We start from the raw sequence: 16,698 nt of genomic DNA, 5'->3' as shown, positions 1-16,698 counted from the left end.
CTGGTTGGGGGTGGAGGTGGCGGGAGAGGGAGACATGAGGGGGTGAGGTCGAGGTCGAGGTGGGGGTGGGTTGCGGGCGGCGTCAGGCCGTGCGCTTGCGGGCCGTCGTCGTCTTCTTCGCGGCCGACTTCTTGGCCGTCCCCTTCGCCGTCGTCCCCTTGGCCGTCGTCCCCTTGGCCGCGGTCTTCTTCGCGGCCGCCTTCTTGGCCGTGCTCTTCGTCGCCGCCGTGCTCTTCGTCGCCGCCGTGCTCTTCGTCGCCGCCGCCTTCTTCGCCGGCTGCGACGACCTCGCCGTCTTCGACGTCGACTTCCTCGGTGCCGCCGTGGTCTTCTTCGCCGTCGCCGTCGAGGTCGACTTCTTGCCGCCGGCCCCCTTGGGCGCCGTACGGGCCGACCTGCGCTGCGAGAGGTGCCGGACCTCGGCCCCCGACTCCGTCTCCTCCCCCGCCTCCTCCTCCGTCTCCGTGGCCGAAGCGGCCTTCCCCGGTTCCCCGCCGCGCGACCGCTTCGCCGCCCGAACGCTCTTCTCCAGGGCCGCCATCAGGTCCAGCACCTTGCCGCCGGGCGGCGCGGACGGGGCCTCGGGGGGTGTCTCGCCGGCCGCCTTCGCCGCCACGACCTCCTCCACCGCCTCGCGGTACTCGTCGTGCAGGTCCTCCAGGTCGACCTCGCCGAGGGTGTCCATCAGGGCGTCCGCGAGGTCGAGTTCCTTGTCGCGGACGGTGACCGAGGTGTCCGGGACCACGCCTTCCGGTGCGCGGACCTCGTCCGGCCAGAGCAGACCGTGCATGGCGATCGCCTCGCCGACCACGCGGAGCATCCCGAGCCGCTCGCGGCCGCGCAGGGCGTACTTCGCGATCGCCACCTTGTGGCTGCGCTTCAGGGCCTCCCGGAGCAGCGTGTACGGCTTCGCCGCCGGGGCACCGCCCGCCTGGAGGTAGTAGGCGGTGTCCATCTGGAGCGGGTCGATCCGGTCGGCCGGGACGAAGGCCACGATCTCGATGGTCTTGGCGGTCGGGAGCGGCAGATGGGACAGGTCCTCGTCGGTGATCGGGATGATCGTGCCGTCCGCGTCCTCGTACCCCTTGCCGATCTCCGCCGAGCCCACCTCACGGTCCTCCAGCTCGCAGACCTTGCGGTAGCGGATGCGGCCGCCGTCCTCCGTGTGGATCTGACGGAAGGAGATCGAGTGGCTCTCGGTGGCGTTCACCAGCTTGATCGGGATGCTGACGAGGCCGAAGGAGATGGCGCCGTTCCAGATGGATCTCACGTACAGCACCCTCCCGAATGAGCCTTATGTGACGGTTTCATGTGATTCTCATCGTATGACGCCGATCACTGAGGTGGAGGGGAGACGGCTCGCGCTCAGCAATCTGGAGAAGGTGCTGTATCCGGCGACCGGCTTCACCAAGGGTGAGGTGCTGCACTACTACGCGACCGTCGCCGACGCCCTGCTCCCCCATCTGCGCGACCGGCCGCTGTCCTTCCTGCGCTACCCGGACGGGCCCGACGGACAGATCTTCTTCGCCAAGAACGTGCCGCCGGGGACGCCCGAATGGGTAACCACCGCCGAGGTGCCCCGGTCGGAGGGGCCCGCCCGGATGGTGGTCGTGCAGGATCTGGCGAGTCTGGTCTGGGCGGCGAACCTCGTCACGGAGTTCCATACGCCCCAGTGGGTGATCCAGGATCCGCAGACCGCCGACCGGCTCGTCCTCGACCTCGATCCCGGCACGCCCGCGACCGTCGTCGAGTGCTGCGAGGTCGCGGTGTGGCTGCGGGAGCGGCTCGCGGCGGACGGGATCGAGGCGTTGCCGAAGACGTCCGGGTCGAAGGGCCTGCATCTGCTGGCGGCGGTGCGCGGGGCCTCCTCCGAACGGGTCACGGAGTACGCGAAGCAGCTGGCCGTGGAGGCGGAGGGGGCGATGCCCCGGCTGGTGCTGCACCGGATGACGCGCAGTCTGCGGCCCGGGAAGGTGTTCGTGGACTGGAGTCAGAACGCGTCACGGAAGACGACCGCGACGCCGTACACACTGCGGGCGCGGGCCGAGCCGACCGTGTCGGCGCCGGTCACCTGGGAGGAGGTCGAGGAGTGCCGGTCCGCCGGGACGCTCACGTTCGCGGCCGCCGACATCGCTCCGCGGCTTCAGGACTTCGGGGATCTGCTGGCGCCGCTGCTCGACGCCGGGCGGGCGGGGGCGGTCCCGTGACCGGCGCCGAGGGTCCGCTCCGGTGCCGTGACCGGACCCCGGGCCCGCCTTTTCCCCGCCTCCGCCGCCCCGCCCTTCCCGTCCCCGGGGGCTGCGCGCCCGAACCTCCGCCGCCCCGCCCGTCCCGCCCCCGGGAGCCGGGCGCCCGGACCTGCGCCGCGGGCCCCGGACGGGCCTCGTCGTCGAACGCCGGACGGGCCGGGGAGCGGGCACCGGCGCCTCTCGCGACGGCGCTTCACACCCTCGCCCACGTCCCCCGGTCGCGGGCCATCGCGTGCAGCGCTTCCACGTCCGCCGGCTTCAGCACGCCGCCGAGACGGGTCAGGTCGGTGAGCTCGGTGTCGGTCAGGACGCGGACCTCGCGCGGCGGGACGGTGACGGAGACGCCGGTCGGGCCGACCAGGGCCAGTACCGGGCGGACCTCGGCCGTCAGGGCGTAGGACGCCCGGTCGGCGTCGGCGCGTACCCGGCGCAGCAGGGGCTGCGGGTCCCGGCGGCCCAGGCCGACCAGGGGGTCGGAGATCCGGACCCGCTGCTTACGGGCGTACAGCGTGTGGACCGCGAACAGGCCGGCCGGGCCGATGGCCAGGTGGTGGACGCGGTCGCCGCCGGGAAGGGGCAGGGAGTGCAGCGTGTGCCAGCCGGCGCCGTCGAGGCGGTCCAGGGCCACGCCGACGGTCTGCTCGGCCGCCAGGGCGCGGCGGCGCGGGTCGGTTCGGAGGCGGTGGGCGGTACCCGGGTCTCGGTCCAGGTCGATCAGGAGGGCCTCGCCGGGGCGGTTGGGGGCCAGGTCGTCGTCCGGGTGGAGGGAGAGCCGGGCCAGCTCCGCGGGCGTGGGGACCGGGGGCGGGCCGACCGTGACCGGGCCGGTGATGAAGGGGCCGAGAGCCTCCAGGACGTCCTCCCTGCGGTTCTCCCCGATCAGGTTGATCCTGGCCGCCTCACGGTCGTACCAGGCGATGTTCCTGCCGTCCGTGAGGCATACGTAGAGCCGCTCCTGACCATGCCGCCAGGTCGGTATGACGCGCAGTCCGTTCATGCACCATCACCCCATGACCATGGGAACAGGCGGGACGCTCCGGGGGCAAGAAGGCGGTTACCTTCGAGGGGAGTTGGGCAAGCACTGAGCAGCGGTCTGGAGAGGCGCCGTTACCGGGCAGCGCGTTTGGGGAGGCGCCGTTGCGAACCCGCAGGAAGCAACCCGACGTACCGCCTCCGGACCGTCCGTGGAGCGAGATCGTGCCCGGCCTGTGGATGGGCGGTCACGAGTTCCGGGGGCGCTCCGGCGAACCGGAACCCGCCGTGGTGCGGGCCGAGTTCGATCTCGTCCAGACGTTGACACGGGCCCGGCAGGGACACGGGCCCGATCCCGGGGTGCAGCACCATGTGTGGCCGATTCCGGACGGTCCGCTGGACGGGACCCAGCTCGCCGGGGTGATCCGGCTGGCGCGGGCCGCGGAGGACGCGATGGACGACGGCCGGACGGTCCTCGTCCGCTGCTACAGCGGCTACAACCGTTCCGGCCTGGTCATCGCCCACACACTGGTGCGCCGGGGGCACTCGGCCGAGGAGGCGATCCGGCTGATACGGTCGCGGCGCTCACCATGGGCCCTGCACAACGAGTTGTTCGTGGAGTACCTGCGGGCAGGGCTGCCGACGGCCAGGCTTTTGGAGGAACTGGCCGAATAATCGTTTCACCATGGTCAGGACCCCGCCACCTCCAGCGCCGCACCATCCCCGGCCCACCAGTACGCAAAACGGACTTCCTTACGAATAAGGTGTACGGGCCTGACACCGCCGTATCTCCACAGGAGTCACAGGAGTCCCGTGCCCCGCCGTAGTCCCTCCCGCCCCTCCCGTCTCTCCCGTCCCGCCCGGCGCGGGCTCGCCGCCGTCACCGTCGCCCTGCTGGCCGCGGGCGCCGTGGGCTGCGGTGACGCGGGTGAGCTGCAGGGCGCGGGGGCGACACCGACCGCGATCAGCCCGGACAAGCTCTGGCCGGATCTGACCCCCGCCTCCAGTCCCGCCTTCGACATCGGCGAGGTGGACACCAAGGTGGTGAAGGGCATCACGGTGCCCGGCGGCGACATCCGCAAGGTGGACCCGGTCGCGGTCGTCCGCGAGGAGATCACCACGCATCCGGGCGACTACGCCGAGGGGACCTACGACGAGACGGCCCGCCGGATGGCCGACTGCGGCCGGAGCGGGGCGGCGGGAAGCCGGTGTCCCGTGCTCAAGGCGTACTACCGGGACCTCACCGGCGACGGCCACGACGACCTGACCCTGGGCTTCCGGCAGCTGCCCGGCAATCTGACGGCCGTCCGCGTGTACACCGTGCGCAAGGACAGACTCGTCCAGGTCATGGCCTACGAGGACGCCGTGAGCGGGGTCGAACTGGCCGGACGGTCCGTGATCATCCGGGCCCCGTCGGAGGTCGCGGGCTACGAGTACCGCCTCCAGTGGACATGGGACCCGCAGCAGCGGGCGATGCTGCTCACCCACGACGAGATGCTGCGCGCCGGGGGCCGGAAGCTCTCGCCCCACCCCTCCCCGACCTCGGCCCCCTCCGTGTCCCCGTCCCCGGCCGCCCCCTCTTCCGTCTCCTCTTCCTCGTCCTCTTCCTTCTCCGCGCCGGCGAGCGGCCGATGAGGCTCGCGTTTCCCTCGTGGGCCGGCACGCTCGCCGTGAAGGCCGCCGTGTTCATCACGGTGATGTGCTGTGCGCTGGCCGCCCTGCTCGGCGTGCTGGTGCATGTCTCGGTGACGAACCAGACCGCCGGAGAGGCCCGTGACCTGGCGCTCTCCCGGCTGAAGGACGCGACGGCGGCGTTCGAGGCCGGGGACACCCTGGAGCGGGGCGCGAGCCTCGACCCGCCGGGACTGCCGGCGTCGCTGCGGGCGCTGGCGCTGACCGGCGAGCGCGGCACGATGGTCGCCGAACACCAGGGGCGGGCGACCATGTGGGCGGCCGGCCCCGCCGACGGTGCGCGAGCCCTCGCGGTCCCGGTCGACTACTCGCAGAGCGCCCGTACCATCGAGGCCCTCGACACCGCCATCCTCTGGTCGTCGATCCTGGCCATCGGCGCGACGCTGCTGGTCGGCGCCGTCGCGGTCACCCGGGTGACGCGGCGGCTGCACACCACCGCGCAGGTGGCCAGGCGGATCACCGCCGGCGACCTGGACGCGCGCGTGGACGACCCCCGTACGAAGGAACCGGGCCGGCCGCAGGACGAGGTGGGGGCCGTCGCCGTCGCGCTGGACTCCATGGCCTCCTCGCTCCAGGGCAAGCTGCTGAGCGAGCAGCGGTTCACCGCCGACGTGGCGCACGAGCTGCGCACGCCGCTGACCGGGCTGCACGCGGCGGCGGAGCTGTTGCCGCCGGGGCGGCCGACGGAGCTGGTCCGCGACCGGGTGGCGGCGCTGCGCACGCTGACGGAGGACCTGCTGGAGATCTCCCGGCTGGACACCGGGCGGGAGCGGCTGGAGCTGGACGCCGAGGAGCTGGGCGCGCTGGCGGGCCGGGTGGTGCGGACGGCGGAGGCTTCGGCCACCTCCGGGGCCCAGGCGACCGGCACCGAGGTGACCGTCGTCCGGGACGCGCGCGTGGAGACCGACCGTCGGCGCCTCGAACGCGTGCTGGGCAACCTGCTCGCCAACGCGCACCGGCACGGGCGGTCGCCCGTCGTGCTGTCGGTGGACGGGCCCGTGGTCACCGTGCGGGACCACGGGGACGGCTATCCGGAGTACCTCCTCACGCACGGGCCGCAGCGGTTCCGTACCGAGGGCGGGGCGAAGGGCCACGGACTCGGCCTGACGATCGCGGTCGGCCAGGCGGAGGTGCTCGGCGCCCGGCTGACGTTCACCAACGCGCCGGACGGCGGTGCGGTGGCGACACTGACGCTGCCTCAGACGCCGCCCGCCAGGAGCGACCTCCCCGATGGCGCAGCGTGACGGGCGACACGCGCGAACCGATCCTAATGTGGCGATAAGTCAGCTTCACCCTCTTCATGGAGGTATCGCCATGCCCCTGCGCACCGCTCTCACCCGCCTCGCCATACTCACCGCAGCCGGCACCCTGGCCGCCACCGCGGCCGTCGCCCCGGCCATCGCCGACGACTGGGACGGCGACAGCCTCACCACCCAGGACGACGGCTCGTCCGACTGGCAGAACCAGGACGGCGGAGGCGGCCAGGGCAACCAGAACCAGGGCGGGGGGCAGAGCAACCAGAACCAAGGCAGCGGCCAAGGCAACCAGAACCAGGGCAGCGGCCAGAGCAACCAGAACCAAGGCAGCGGCCAAGGCAACCAGAACCAGGGCAGCGGCCAGAACAACCAGAACCAAGGCAGCGGCCAAGGCAACCAGAACCAGGGCAGCGGCCAGAACAACCAGTCCGGAAGCTGGCAGTCCGGTGGGGGTGACTGGCAGTCCGGCGGGGGTGACAACAGCTGGCAGTCCGGCGGCGGCGACAACTGGCAGTCCGACGGGGGCGACTGGCAGTCCGGCGGCGGCAACCACAACGACTCCCGCCGCTACCGCGGGCGCGTCACCGCGAGCGAACTACTCCTGCGCAGCGCACCCACCCGAGCCAGCCAGGTGATCCGTGTGGCCCATCGCGGCGAGATCGTCTCGATCTTCTGCAAGACCCCGGGCCAGAACGTCCAGGGCAACTCCCTCTGGTACCTCCTCACGGACGGCACCTGGGCCTGGGGCTCGGCGCGCTACATCGACACCATCGGGACGGCACCTCGCTGGTGCTGATCCGGCACTGACACGAAAGCATCCAAGGCCCACAAGAGGCCATATTTGGGTAGGTTCCGGACATGACGAAAGCCGGAGTCGGACCAGGGACGGGAGCGGGGACGGGAGCAGCAGCGGCAACAGGGACAGGAACGGGCGCCGGTGCCGGTGCCGGCGCCACCAGTGCCGGAACCACCGTGGCGGCGGCCGACGCGCCCGCCCCCGCGGCGCTCCTCCCCCGGCGCCGAGGCGTCGAACTCTCCCTCATCGTCCTGGCCGTGCTGCTCTCCGTGTACGGCTACTGCGCCGTCGGCCTCGCGAAGGACGGCACCGTCCCGCCCGGCGCCGCCGGTTACGGCGCCGGGCTCGGCGTGCTCGCGCTGCTGGCGCACCTCGCGGTCCGGCTGCGCGCCCCCTGCGCCGACCCGCTGCTCCTCCCCATCGCGGTCCTGCTCAACGGGATGGGCCTGGTGCTGATCTACCGGCTCGACCTGGAGACGCCGGGCGACCGGGCGGCCCCCACCCAACTGGTGTGGTCCACGCTCGGGGTGGCCCTGTTCATCCTGGTCGTGGCCGCGCTGCGCGACCACCGTCTGCTCCAGCGGTACGCGTACGTCTGTGTGGTCGCCGCACTCGCCCTTCTCGCGCTGCCGATCCTCTTCCCGGCCGTCAACGGCGCCCGCATCTGGATCCGGATCGCCGGGTTCTCCATCCAGCCGGGCGAGTTCGCGAAGGTGCTGCTGGCGGTGTTCTTCGCCGCGTACCTGGCGGCCAACCGCACGGCGCTGGCGTACGCGGGCCGCAAGATCTGGCGCTTCGAACGGCTCCAGCTGCCCACCGGGCGCGTCCTCGGCCCTATCGTCACGATCTGGCTGCTGAGCGTCGGGGTGCTGGTGCTGGAGCGGGACCTCGGCACGTCGCTGCTCTTCTTCGGGCTGTTCGTCGTCATGCTCTACGTCGCCACCGGCCGCACCGGCTGGATCGCCGTCGGACTGCTGCTCGCCTCGCTCGGCGCGGTCGCCGTCGGCCGCCTGGAGCCGCATGTGCACAGCAGGGTCGAGGACTGGCTCCACCCGTTCGCGACGATCGAGGCCGGTGAGGGCCCCAACCAGCTCGCGCAGTCGCTGTTCTCCTTCGCGGCCGGCGGGATGTCCGGCACCGGGCTCGGCCTCGGCCACTCCGTCCTCATCGGCTTCGCCGCGAAGTCGGACTTCATCCTGGCGACGGCGGGCGAGGAGCTGGGCCTGGTGGGTCTCTCGGCCCTCTTCCTCCTCTACGGACTGCTGGTGGAGCGCGGCTACCGGGCGGGCCTGTCCCTGCGCGACCCCTTCGGGCGGCTGCTGGCGACCGGCCTCGCCTCGATCGTGGCGCTCCAGGTGTTCGTGATCGCGGGCGGGGTGACCGGCCTGATCCCGCTGACCGGCATGGCGATGCCGTTCCTGGCGCAGGGCGGCTCCTCGGTCGTCACCAACTGGGCGATCGTGGCGCTGCTGATCCGGGTGAGCGACTCCGCGAGGCGGCCGCGCCACGCGCCGCAGGAAGCGCCGCGCCCCACACCGCACGGTACGGCACACGGCACACGGCACGACTCGTCCCACACCGCGCTCCGCACCCCGCCCCACAGCCCGCTCCACGCCCCCCTTCCCGACGAGGACCCACGGAGGCCCGGTTGACCCGGCACATCCGGCACGCCGCCGCCTTCTGCGCCCTGCTGCTGGTGGCGCTCCTGGCCAACGCCCTGCGCGTCCAGGTCGTCCAGTCCGGCAGATACCAGGACAACCCGGCCAACCGGCGCGACTCCATCGCGCGGTACGCCCAGCCGCGCGGCGACATCCTGGTCGACGGAGCCCCCGTGACCGGCTCCCGGGACACCGGTGAGCAGCTGCGCTACGAGCGCACCTACCGCGACGGACCGCTGTACGCGCCGGTGACCGGCTTCGCCTCGCAGGTGTACGGGACGACGTTCCTCGAGCACACCGGGGACGACGTGCTCTCGGGGGCCGATCCGATGCTCGCGCCGTTCCCGCTGTGGAACGACGTCACGCACGGCCGGCCGCCCGGCGGCAACGTGGTGACGACCCTGAACCGCCGGGCCCAGCAGGCCGCGTACGAGGGGCTGGGCGGGCGCAAGGGCGCGGTGGCGGCGGTGGAACCGTCGACCGGGCGGGTGCTGGCGATGGTGTCCAGTCCCTCGTACGACCCCGCCGTGCTGTCCGGGAACGACGCCGCGGCCGAACGGGCCTGGGCGCGGCTGAACGGCGACCCGGACAAGCCGATGCTGAACCGGGCGGCGCGCCGGACGTATCCGCCGGGGTCGACGTTCAAGGTGGTCACCGCGGCGGCGGCACTGGACGCGGGGGTGATCACCGACCTCGACGCGGCCACCGACTCCCCCGCCCCCTACCGTCTGCCCGGGACGACGACGGGCCTGACGAACGAGGGCCCCGGCTGCGAGGACGCGCCGCTGCGGGACGCCTTCGCGTGGTCGTGCAACACGGTGTTCGCGAAGCTCGGCGTGGACACCGGCCTGGCGCAGATGACCCGGACGGCGCAGGCGTTCGGTTTCAACGACGCCGACGTGCGGATCCCGTTCGCCGTCGCGCCGAGCACCTTCGACACCTCGCTCGACAATGCGCAGCTGGCGCTGTCCTCGATCGGCCAGTTCAACACCCGGGCGACCCCGCTGCAGATGGCGATGGTGGCGGCGGCGGTGGCCGACGGGGGCCAGGTGCGCACGCCGTACCTGGTGGAGCGGACGACACGGCGGGGCGGGGCCACGGTGGCCACGGCCGGTTCCCGCCCGTCCCGCCAGGCGATGCAGCCCTCGACGGCACGGTTGATGCGGGAGCTGATGGTGGACGTGGTGCGCAAGGGCACCGGCACGAACGCCGCGATCCCCGGCGCGGTCGTCGGCGGCAAGACCGGCACGGCGCAGCACGGTCTCGGCAACGCCGGGATCCCGTACGCCTGGTTCGTCTCCTGGGCGCGGGGCGAGCGGGACATGGAGCCGAGCGTGGCGGTCGCGGTGGTGGTCGAGGACGGGTCGGCGCGCCGCGGGGACATCACCGGGGGCGGCATGGCGGCGCCGATCGCCCGGGCGGTGATGGAGGCGGTGCTCACGTCGTGAGACGGGGGGTACCGGGACCGCACAGGGGCGTCCTACGGTTCGCTCATGACTGCCACGAGAGCTGAGAACGTCACCGAGTCCACCGCTTTCGAACTCGCCCAGGTCAACATCTCCCGCCTCAAGTTCCCCTTGGACTCACCGGAGTTGAAGGACTTCGTGGACGCTCTCGACCCGGTCAACGCCACCGCGGAGGCGGCGGACGGCTATGTCTGGCGGCTCCAGTCCGACGGCGGCGACGCGACCGACATCCAGGTCTTCGGGGACTCCTGGCTGATCATCAACATGACGGTGTGGCGGGACGTCGGTGCCCTGACCGCGTTCATGTACCAGGGGCAGCATCGCGAGCTGCTCTCGCGCCGCCGGGAGTGGTTCGAGCGGGTGGCGGAGGCGATGACGGCTCTGTGGTGGGTACCGGCGGGCCACCGTCCGACGGTCGCGGAGGCCGAGTCCCGCCTCCTGCATCTGCGCGCGAACGGCCCCACCCCGTACGCCTTCGGCCTGCGTACGGCCTTCCCGGCGCAGGGCGCGGAGCCGATGACGCTCTCGGTACCGGAGGACCTGGGCTGCTCGGTCTAGCCGACCCGGCCGGTTCGGCCGGTCGGACCGGTCAGGCCGGCCGGTCGGTCGGGCCGGCCGATGAGCTAGGGAAGCTCGATCCGGAACGGGCCGACGGGGCCGGGCCTGTTGTGGCCGCAGTCGATCTCGTTGCCGTCGACGTCCCCGACGTAGGCGGGCAGCACCTCGGCGTACACGGTGACGGTCCCCGGCGTGTGCTCCACTTCGAACGCCTCGGAGGTCCCGGCCGCCCCGGACTCCCCGTCTCCCGGCCGGCCGAGCGTCCAGATCACGAAGGTCTCGCCGGGCCGCATCCAGTGATCGCTGCCGTACGGCTCGAGGATGAGTTCGAGCAGCTCACTGCCGGAGTTGCGCACCCGGAGGGCGGCGCCGGGCCGCACTTCGGCGGTCATCGGCGCCCCGCCGGCCCGGGCAGCGGTTCCCGGCGCTCCAGCCACGGCGCGGGGACGGCGTCGACACCGGTGCGGGCGGCCACGATGCCGCCGGTGATGGCACAGGTGGTGTCGACGTCCCCGAAGCCCTCGGCGGTGGTCCACAGCGCGGCGACGAGGTCGTCGGGGTGGCGGGCGGCGGACCAGACGGCGAAGGGCACGGTGTCGTCGGCGCGGATGCGCTGACCGTTGCCCAGGAGGTCGGAGGCCTTCCAGGGTTCGGTGGTGAAGGGGAGTTCGGCGGCCCGGGCGAGTCCGTCGCGGGTGGCGCTGTCCGGGGTCTGCGCCACCACCTCGGCGAGGCCGAGCCGCCCCGTGGCCGAGAGCGCCGCCGCCACCGCCACGGCCACCGCGCCCGCGATGCCCTCCGGGTGGGCGTGGGTGACCTCGGCGGACCGGACGGCCTGTTCGACGACCCGGGCGGGATCGGCGTGGAACCAGGCGCCCAGCGGCGCCACCCGCATCGCGGCCCCGTTGCCGAGGCTGCCCTCACCGCCGAAGAGCTCACGGCTGAACTCGGGCCAGCGGTCGGGTTCCCGCACCAGCCGGGGCAGCAGCTGGTGCATGCCGTGGCCGTAGCCGCGGGCCGGGTCGGCGTCGTGGCCGAGCGCGAAGGCGAGGGCGAGGTCCCGCTGCCGCACCTCCCCGTACTGGTCGAGCACCCGGACGAGACCCAGGGCCATCGCCGTGTCGTCGGTCCAGTGCCAGTCCGCTTCCTCGGGCATCCGGCGGGCGCGGACCTCCTCGTACGCCTGCCGGGGATCCCGGAAGAGCGGGAACCAGCGCTCCCCGAACGCGTCCCCGAGGGCCAGGCCCTCCAGGCTGCGGCGGGCGGCGGCGCGGCCGGCGTCGTCTGCGTGGTCGGAGCTCAAGTCGGGTCCCCCTACGGCTCGTAGGGGCCGATTCTCGCAGACCCCCGGTCGGACCCCGGATCAATAAATGGTGCGCGAGGGATTGACGACCTTGCTGACAAGCAGTCTCATAAGAGCCATGACGACCCTCACCGATGCCGACGCGCTGGAAGGGCTGCGGGACGCGCTGGGCCTGCTCAAGGACCGGGAGCAGGTGGCCGAGCGGCTGCTCGCGTCCTCCGCCAAGCACTCGTTCGACCCCGACAAGGAGCTGGACTGGGACGCCCCCTTCGAGGAGGGCAAGTGGTTCTGGCCGCCGGAGCTGGTGTCGCTGTACGACACGCCGATGTGGCGGCGGATGAGCGAGGAGCAGCGGATCCTGCTGTCCCGGCACGAGGCCGCCGCGCTCGCCTCGCTCGGGATCTGGTTCGAGCTCATCCTCATGCAGCTGCTCGTCCGGCACATCTACGACAAGGCGGCGACGAGCGCGCATGTGCGGTACGCGCTGACCGAGATCGAGGACGAGTGCCGGCACTCGAAGATGTTCGCCCGGCTGATCACCCGGGGCGGGACGCCCTATTACCCGGTGAGCCGCGCACACCAGAACCTGGGACGGCTGTTCAAGACGATCTCCACGACCCCCGGCTCCTTCACCGCGACCCTGCTCGGCGAGGAGGTCCTCGACTGGATGCAGCGGCTGACCTTCCCCGACGAGCGCGTCCAGCCGCTGGTCCGGGGCGTCACCCGGATCCACGTCGTGGAGGAGGCCCGGCACGTGCGCTACGCCCGCGAGGAGCTGCGCCGCCAGATGATGACGGCGCCGAAGTGGTCCCAGGAGTTCACCAGGGTCACCTCGGGCGAGTTCGCGCGGGTGTTCTCCGTGGCGTTCGTGAACCCGGACGTCTACACGAACGTGGGCCTGGACCAGCGGGAGGCCGTGGCGCAGGTGCGGGCCAGCGGGCACCGGCGGGAGGTCATGCAGACGGGATCGAAGAAGCTGACGGACTTCCTGGACGACATCGGGGTGCTGCGGGGCGTCGGGCGGCGGCTGTGGAGGTCGTCCGGACTGCTGGCGTGAGCCGGTGGCGGGCACGGGGCGAGGATGGGCGATTACGCTGCACGTCATGACCCCCGCCGCCCCCGCCTACCGTCGCCTCAGCGTCGAGGAGCGCCGCAGCCAGCTGCTCGAGGCCGCGCTCTCGCTCTTCGCGCACCGCGTCCCCGAGGACGTCTCGCTGGACGACGTGGCGGAGGCCGCCGGGGTGTCCCGGCCGCTCGTCTACCGGTACTTCCCCGGCGGCAAGCAGCAGCTCTACGAGGCCGCCCTGCGTTCAGCCGCCGAGGAGCTGCACCACTGCTTCGACGAGCCCCGCGAGGGCCCGACCCTCCCCCGCCTCGCCCGCGCCCTCGACCGTTATCTGTCGTTCGTCGGCCGTCACGACGCCGGTTTCAGCGCCCTGCTCCAGGGCGGCAGCGTCGTGGAGACGTCCCGGACGACCGCCATCGTGGACGGTGTGCGGCGGGCCGCCGCCGAGCACATCTACAGCCACCTGGGGGTCCCGGATCCCGGGCCGCGGCTCCGGATGACCGTCCGGATGTGGATCACCGCGGTCGAGGCGGCCTCCCTCATCTGGCTCGACGAGGACAAGCAGCCGCCGGCCGACGAGCTGCGGGACTGGCTGGTGGACCAATTCGTCGCCGTCCTGACGGTGACCGCGGCGCGGGACGCGCAGACCGCCGAACTGGTCCGGGACGCGCTCACGGCGGAGACCTGATCGACACTGGTGCGGTGAAGAGCGAAGACACCCCCTTCGAGGGCGGCCCCATGGACGGACGGGTACTGCCCGTGCTGCTGGGCCCGACCGGGCACCCGCCGAAGACGTACCGCATCCCCGTCCCCGACGCGGCCGGCGGCCCGCCCACCGTCCTGGTCTACCGGCGCGTGCCGCGCGGCCACAGCAGGAAGCTCGGACTGCCCCAGGGCTGGAAGTACGAGTTCGCCGCCGAGGGCGGCCAGGGCGCGGGCAGGCGGAGCGGCGGTGTGGGCGGACTGAAGTGGCCGTGGTCGAAACCCGGCACTCCGTCCGACGCCACGCCCGACGCCACGCCGGGCGGACGGCGGGATGACGCCGACGAGTGACCCCGTTGCGCCGAACCGCGCACCTCCGGCGCGCGGGCCGCGCACGCGCGCCCGATGCTCGCCCTACGGGATGGAGGGGCCACCCCGCGGCGGAGGTGATGACGTGTCAGGACGACTGCTGCGTACGGCCTGTACGGTCGTCACGGCGGCGCTCGCCGTACAGGCCGCCCTGGGCCCCGGGCTCGCCGTGGCGGCGCCGGAGCCCCCGGAGCCCGGCGAACGGACGGTGACCGCACCGGAGACACCGCGGACGCCGGACCCGGAGGAACCGTCGGCGGACTCGTCGGCGAACCCGCCGGCGGACCCGTCGGCTGCCGAGACGGAGGGTTCGGACGGCGAAGAGCGCACCGTCGCGGAGCTGCTGACGGAGCTTCAGCGGCTGTACCGGGAGGCGGAGAAGGCCACGGAGTCCTTCAACGCCACCGAGGAGCAGCTGAAGAAGCGGCGGGCCGAGACCGGACGGCTGGACGCCGCCCTGGTGAAGGCCCGGCTCTCCCTGCACCGGAGCCGGGGCGCGGCCGGACGGCTGGCCCGCCAGCAGTACCAGGGGAGCACCGACATCTCCCCGTACGTACGGCTGCTGCTCGCCCGCGATCCGCAGCACGCCCTCGACCAGGGGCATCTGATCGGCCGGCTGGCGCGGGAACGGGCCGGGACGGTCGGGCGGCTGACGAGCGGCGAACGCCGGGCCGACGGGCTGGCCCGCAAGGCCCGCGCCGCCCTGGACGCGCAGCTCACCCTCACGGAACGCCGGAAGAAGGAGCGCGACGACGTGACCCGGCGCCTGGCGGACGTCCAGGAACTCCTCGCCTCCCTCACCGCCGAACAGCTCACCGCCCTCGCCGAACTGGAACGCAACAGCGTGGCGCGGGCGCAGGAGAAGCTCATGGCGTCCGGCGCGCTGGACGAGGACGGTAAACCGTCGAAGGAGGGCCGAAAGGCCGTGCGGTACGCCGTGCGGCAGATCGGGAAGCCGTACGAGTGGGGCGCGGAGGGCCCGAGGTCGTACGACTGCTCGGGCCTGACCTCCGAAGCCTGGGGCCACGCCGGGACACCGATCCCGCGGACCAGCGAGGAGCAGTGGGCGCACCTGCCGAGGATCCCGCTGAACCGGCTGCGCCCCGGCGACCTGGTGATCTACTTCCCCGAGGCCACCCATGTGGCGATGTATCTGGGCGCGGGCAAGGTGGTCCAGGCGCCGCGAACCGGCGAGCAGATCAAGATCACCGAAATCGCGGCCCAACCGATCCTCGGAGCCGTACGCCCGGACGCACCCCCGACACGGGTACCCGCTCGGGCTCCCGCCGAGAGCCCCGCTCAGGCCCCCGCTCAGGCCCCCGCTCAGGCCCCCGCTCAGGCCCCCGCGACCGAACCCAGGTAAGCCGCCGTCTTCTCCGGCTCGTAGAAGAAGTTCTCGAAGTCGGACGGGTCGTTGAAGGCGTTGGCGAAACGATCAGCCACGGGGGGCAGCTGACCGGCCGCGCCCAGGAGGTTGATGATGTGCTCCGGCGGCGGGGCCAGCATCGCGTTGGTCCACTTGGTGACGTGCTGGGCGGTGTCCCAGTACCGGTCGAAGGTGGCGCGCATCCACTCCTCGTCGAATTCCTTCTCGCCGCGCTCGAGGATCGAGGAGAGGTACGCGGCCACGCACTTGGACGCCGAGTTGGAGCCCTGCCCGGTGATCGGGTCGTTGGCGACGACGACGTCGGCGACGCCGAGCACCAGGCCGCCGCCGGGGAGGCGGCCGACGGGGTTGCGCACGGTGGGCGCGTAGCGGCCGGCCAGGGTGCCGCCGGCGTCGGTCAGTTCGACCTTGGTGGCCCGCGCGTACTCCCAGGGCGTGAACTTCTCCATGAGCTCCAGGGTCAGGGAGAGGTGCTCGGCCGGGTCCTTGACGCCCTTGAAGACGTCCAGCGGGCCGCCGGGTATGCCCTCCCAGAACAGGATGTCCGCGCGGCCGGAGGTGGTGAGCGTCGGCATGACGAACAGTTCGCCGACGCCGGGGACGAGGTTGCAGCGGACCGCGTCCAGGTCCGGGTGCTCCGGGCGCGGGCCCAGTCCGTGCACGTAGGCGACGGCGAGGGCGCGCTGCGGCTCGCTGTAGGGGGAGCGCTCCGGATCGCGGCCGAACATCTGGACCAGCTCGCCCTTGCCGGCCGAGACCAGGACCAGGTCGTAGGCGCGGGAGAAGTAGTCGAGGTCGGAGACCGCCGCGCCGTGGATCACCAGCTGGCCGCCGCGCTGGGCGAACGTCTCCATCCAGCCGGCCATCTTCACCCGCTGGTCGACGGACTGCGCGTACCCGTCGAGCCTGCCCAGCCAGTCGATCGCGCGCTGTGTCGGGCCCGGGTCGTGCGAACCGGGGGCCGCCACCGAGACGCCGAGCCCGCCGATCTTCGGGGCCTGCTGCTCCCAGAAGTTCAGCTGGAGGTCGCGCTCGTGCTGGAGGGCGGTGTGGAACATGCACTGCGTCGACATGACCCGGCCGGAGCGGATCTCGTCCGCCGTCCGGTTCGACATCAGGGTGACCTCGTACCCCTGCGACTGGAGGCCGAGGGCGAGCTGGAGACCGGACTGGCCGGCTCCGACGACGAGTATCTTCCGCATGCGGGTGACTCTCCTTGAGGGG

The 16,698-nt window shown here is 72.6% G+C and carries 17 protein-coding genes; 12 read left to right on the top strand and 5 right to left on the bottom strand.

What is annotated here, in order from left to right; genetic code table 11:
* Window positions 1-82: 82 nt before the first annotated feature.
* Complete coding sequence (locus ASD48_RS22415) at window positions 83-1,279, bottom strand: Ku protein (RefSeq protein ID WP_057603408.1); 1,197 nt, start codon at window positions 1,277-1,279, stop codon at window positions 83-85.
* A 46-nt stretch (window positions 1,280-1,325) separates the two neighbouring features.
* On the opposite strand from ASD48_RS22415, the gene ligD reads away from it, so the two are divergent.
* Window positions 1,326-2,207 carry a non-homologous end-joining DNA ligase gene (gene ligD / locus ASD48_RS22410; protein WP_057603407.1) on the top strand — a complete coding sequence of 294 codons (882 nt, stop codon included), beginning with the start codon at window positions 1,326-1,328 and terminating at the stop codon, window positions 2,205-2,207.
* A 235-nt stretch (window positions 2,208-2,442) separates the two neighbouring features.
* Here the strand turns inward: ligD and ASD48_RS22405 are convergent, their stop codons facing one another.
* Window positions 2,443-3,246, bottom strand: coding sequence for a nuclease-related domain-containing protein (locus tag ASD48_RS22405; RefSeq protein WP_057603406.1), 804 nt, complete (start codon window positions 3,244-3,246; stop codon window positions 2,443-2,445).
* Between the two features lie 140 nt (window positions 3,247-3,386).
* Here ASD48_RS22405 and ASD48_RS22400 point away from each other — a divergent pair, with 140 nt between their 5' ends.
* The 7 genes from ASD48_RS22400 to ASD48_RS22370 all read left to right on the top strand — a co-directional run bounded on the left by ASD48_RS22400 (window position 3,387) and on the right by ASD48_RS22370 (window position 10,647).
* A complete protein-coding gene (locus ASD48_RS22400; RefSeq protein ID WP_079073901.1) occupies window positions 3,387-3,896 on the top strand; it encodes a dual specificity protein phosphatase family protein in 510 nt (169 codons plus the stop codon).
* A 138-nt stretch (window positions 3,897-4,034) separates the two neighbouring features.
* A complete protein-coding gene (locus ASD48_RS22395; RefSeq protein ID WP_057603404.1) occupies window positions 4,035-4,856 on the top strand; it encodes a hypothetical protein in 822 nt (273 codons plus the stop codon).
* On the top strand, window positions 4,853-6,157 hold the full coding sequence (locus ASD48_RS22390; RefSeq protein WP_057603403.1) for a HAMP domain-containing histidine kinase: 1,305 nt from the start codon (window positions 4,853-4,855) through the stop codon (window positions 6,155-6,157). The genes ASD48_RS22395 and ASD48_RS22390 overlap by 4 nt, the downstream gene beginning before the upstream one ends.
* A 70-nt stretch (window positions 6,158-6,227) precedes the next feature.
* A complete protein-coding gene (locus ASD48_RS41345) occupies window positions 6,228-6,965 on the top strand; it encodes an SH3 domain-containing protein (protein ID WP_063887478.1) in 738 nt (245 codons plus the stop codon).
* A 62-nt stretch (window positions 6,966-7,027) separates the two neighbouring features.
* Window positions 7,028-8,617: an FtsW/RodA/SpoVE family cell cycle protein gene (locus ASD48_RS22380; RefSeq protein ID WP_242432674.1), complete on the top strand. Its 1,590-nt coding sequence runs from the start codon at window positions 7,028-7,030 to the stop codon at window positions 8,615-8,617.
* Window positions 8,614-10,071 carry a penicillin-binding transpeptidase domain-containing protein gene (locus ASD48_RS22375; RefSeq protein WP_057603401.1) on the top strand — a complete coding sequence of 486 codons (1,458 nt, stop codon included), beginning with the start codon at window positions 8,614-8,616 and terminating at the stop codon, window positions 10,069-10,071. The genes ASD48_RS22380 and ASD48_RS22375 overlap by 4 nt, the downstream gene beginning before the upstream one ends.
* Window positions 10,072-10,116: 45 nt before the next feature.
* Window positions 10,117-10,647, top strand: a complete 531-nt coding sequence (locus ASD48_RS22370) for a DUF3291 domain-containing protein (RefSeq protein WP_057603400.1) — start codon at window positions 10,117-10,119, stop codon at window positions 10,645-10,647.
* Between the two features lie 65 nt (window positions 10,648-10,712).
* Here ASD48_RS22370 and ASD48_RS22365 read toward each other — a convergent pair whose 3' ends face one another.
* A complete protein-coding gene (locus ASD48_RS22365; protein WP_057603399.1) occupies window positions 10,713-11,039 on the bottom strand; it encodes a hypothetical protein in 327 nt (108 codons plus the stop codon).
* A complete protein-coding gene (locus ASD48_RS22360; protein ID WP_057603398.1) occupies window positions 11,036-11,950 on the bottom strand; it encodes an ADP-ribosylglycohydrolase family protein in 915 nt (304 codons plus the stop codon). The genes ASD48_RS22365 and ASD48_RS22360 overlap by 4 nt, the downstream gene beginning before the upstream one ends.
* 118 nt (window positions 11,951-12,068) lie before the next feature.
* On the opposite strand from ASD48_RS22360, the gene ASD48_RS22355 reads away from it, so the two are divergent.
* From ASD48_RS22355 to ASD48_RS22340, 4 genes are all read left to right on the top strand, one after another.
* Window positions 12,069-13,007: a diiron oxygenase gene (locus ASD48_RS22355; RefSeq protein WP_054239950.1), complete on the top strand. Its 939-nt coding sequence runs from the start codon at window positions 12,069-12,071 to the stop codon at window positions 13,005-13,007.
* Between the two features lie 46 nt (window positions 13,008-13,053).
* On the top strand, window positions 13,054-13,704 hold the full coding sequence (locus tag ASD48_RS22350) for a TetR/AcrR family transcriptional regulator (RefSeq protein ID WP_057603397.1): 651 nt from the start codon (window positions 13,054-13,056) through the stop codon (window positions 13,702-13,704).
* A 14-nt stretch (window positions 13,705-13,718) separates the two neighbouring features.
* Window positions 13,719-14,069, top strand: a complete 351-nt coding sequence (locus tag ASD48_RS22345; RefSeq protein WP_057603396.1) for a hypothetical protein — start codon at window positions 13,719-13,721, stop codon at window positions 14,067-14,069.
* Window positions 14,070-14,172: 103 nt separating this feature from the next.
* Window positions 14,173-15,450: a C40 family peptidase gene (locus ASD48_RS22340; protein WP_242432673.1), complete on the top strand. Its 1,278-nt coding sequence runs from the start codon at window positions 14,173-14,175 to the stop codon at window positions 15,448-15,450.
* Here the strand turns inward: ASD48_RS22340 and ASD48_RS22335 are convergent.
* Complete coding sequence (locus ASD48_RS22335) at window positions 15,423-16,676, bottom strand: styrene monooxygenase/indole monooxygenase family protein (protein ID WP_057603394.1); 1,254 nt, start codon at window positions 16,674-16,676, stop codon at window positions 15,423-15,425. The genes ASD48_RS22340 and ASD48_RS22335 overlap by 28 nt on opposite strands.
* Window positions 16,677-16,698: the final 22 nt, after the last annotated feature.

Origin of the sequence: Streptomyces sp. Root1310, assembly GCF_001426425.1 — a bacterium.
GTDB lineage: Bacteria > Actinomycetota > Actinomycetes > Streptomycetales > Streptomycetaceae > Streptomyces.
This window is presented reverse-complemented; position numbering and strand designations above follow the sequence as displayed.

Coding starts and splice junctions, on each gene's coding strand:
- ASD48_RS22390 (WP_057603403.1), top strand. CDS start 4,853: ATGAGGCTCGCGTTTCCCTCGTGGGCCGGCACGCTCGCCGTGAAGGCC.
- ASD48_RS22365 (WP_057603399.1), bottom strand. CDS start 11,039: ATGACCGCCGAAGTGCGGCCCGGCGCCGCCCTCCGGGTGCGCAACTCC.
- ASD48_RS22380 (WP_242432674.1), top strand. CDS start 7,028: ATGACGAAAGCCGGAGTCGGACCAGGGACGGGAGCGGGGACGGGAGCA.
- ASD48_RS22355 (WP_054239950.1), top strand. CDS start 12,069: ATGACGACCCTCACCGATGCCGACGCGCTGGAAGGGCTGCGGGACGCG.
- ASD48_RS22405 (WP_057603406.1), bottom strand. CDS start 3,246: ATGAACGGACTGCGCGTCATACCGACCTGGCGGCATGGTCAGGAGCGG.
- ASD48_RS41345 (WP_063887478.1), top strand. CDS start 6,228: ATGCCCCTGCGCACCGCTCTCACCCGCCTCGCCATACTCACCGCAGCC.
- ligD (WP_057603407.1), top strand. CDS start 1,326: ATGACGCCGATCACTGAGGTGGAGGGGAGACGGCTCGCGCTCAGCAAT.
- ASD48_RS22350 (WP_057603397.1), top strand. CDS start 13,054: ATGACCCCCGCCGCCCCCGCCTACCGTCGCCTCAGCGTCGAGGAGCGC.
- ASD48_RS22335 (WP_057603394.1), bottom strand. CDS start 16,676: ATGCGGAAGATACTCGTCGTCGGAGCCGGCCAGTCCGGTCTCCAGCTC.
- ASD48_RS22370 (WP_057603400.1), top strand. CDS start 10,117: ATGACTGCCACGAGAGCTGAGAACGTCACCGAGTCCACCGCTTTCGAA.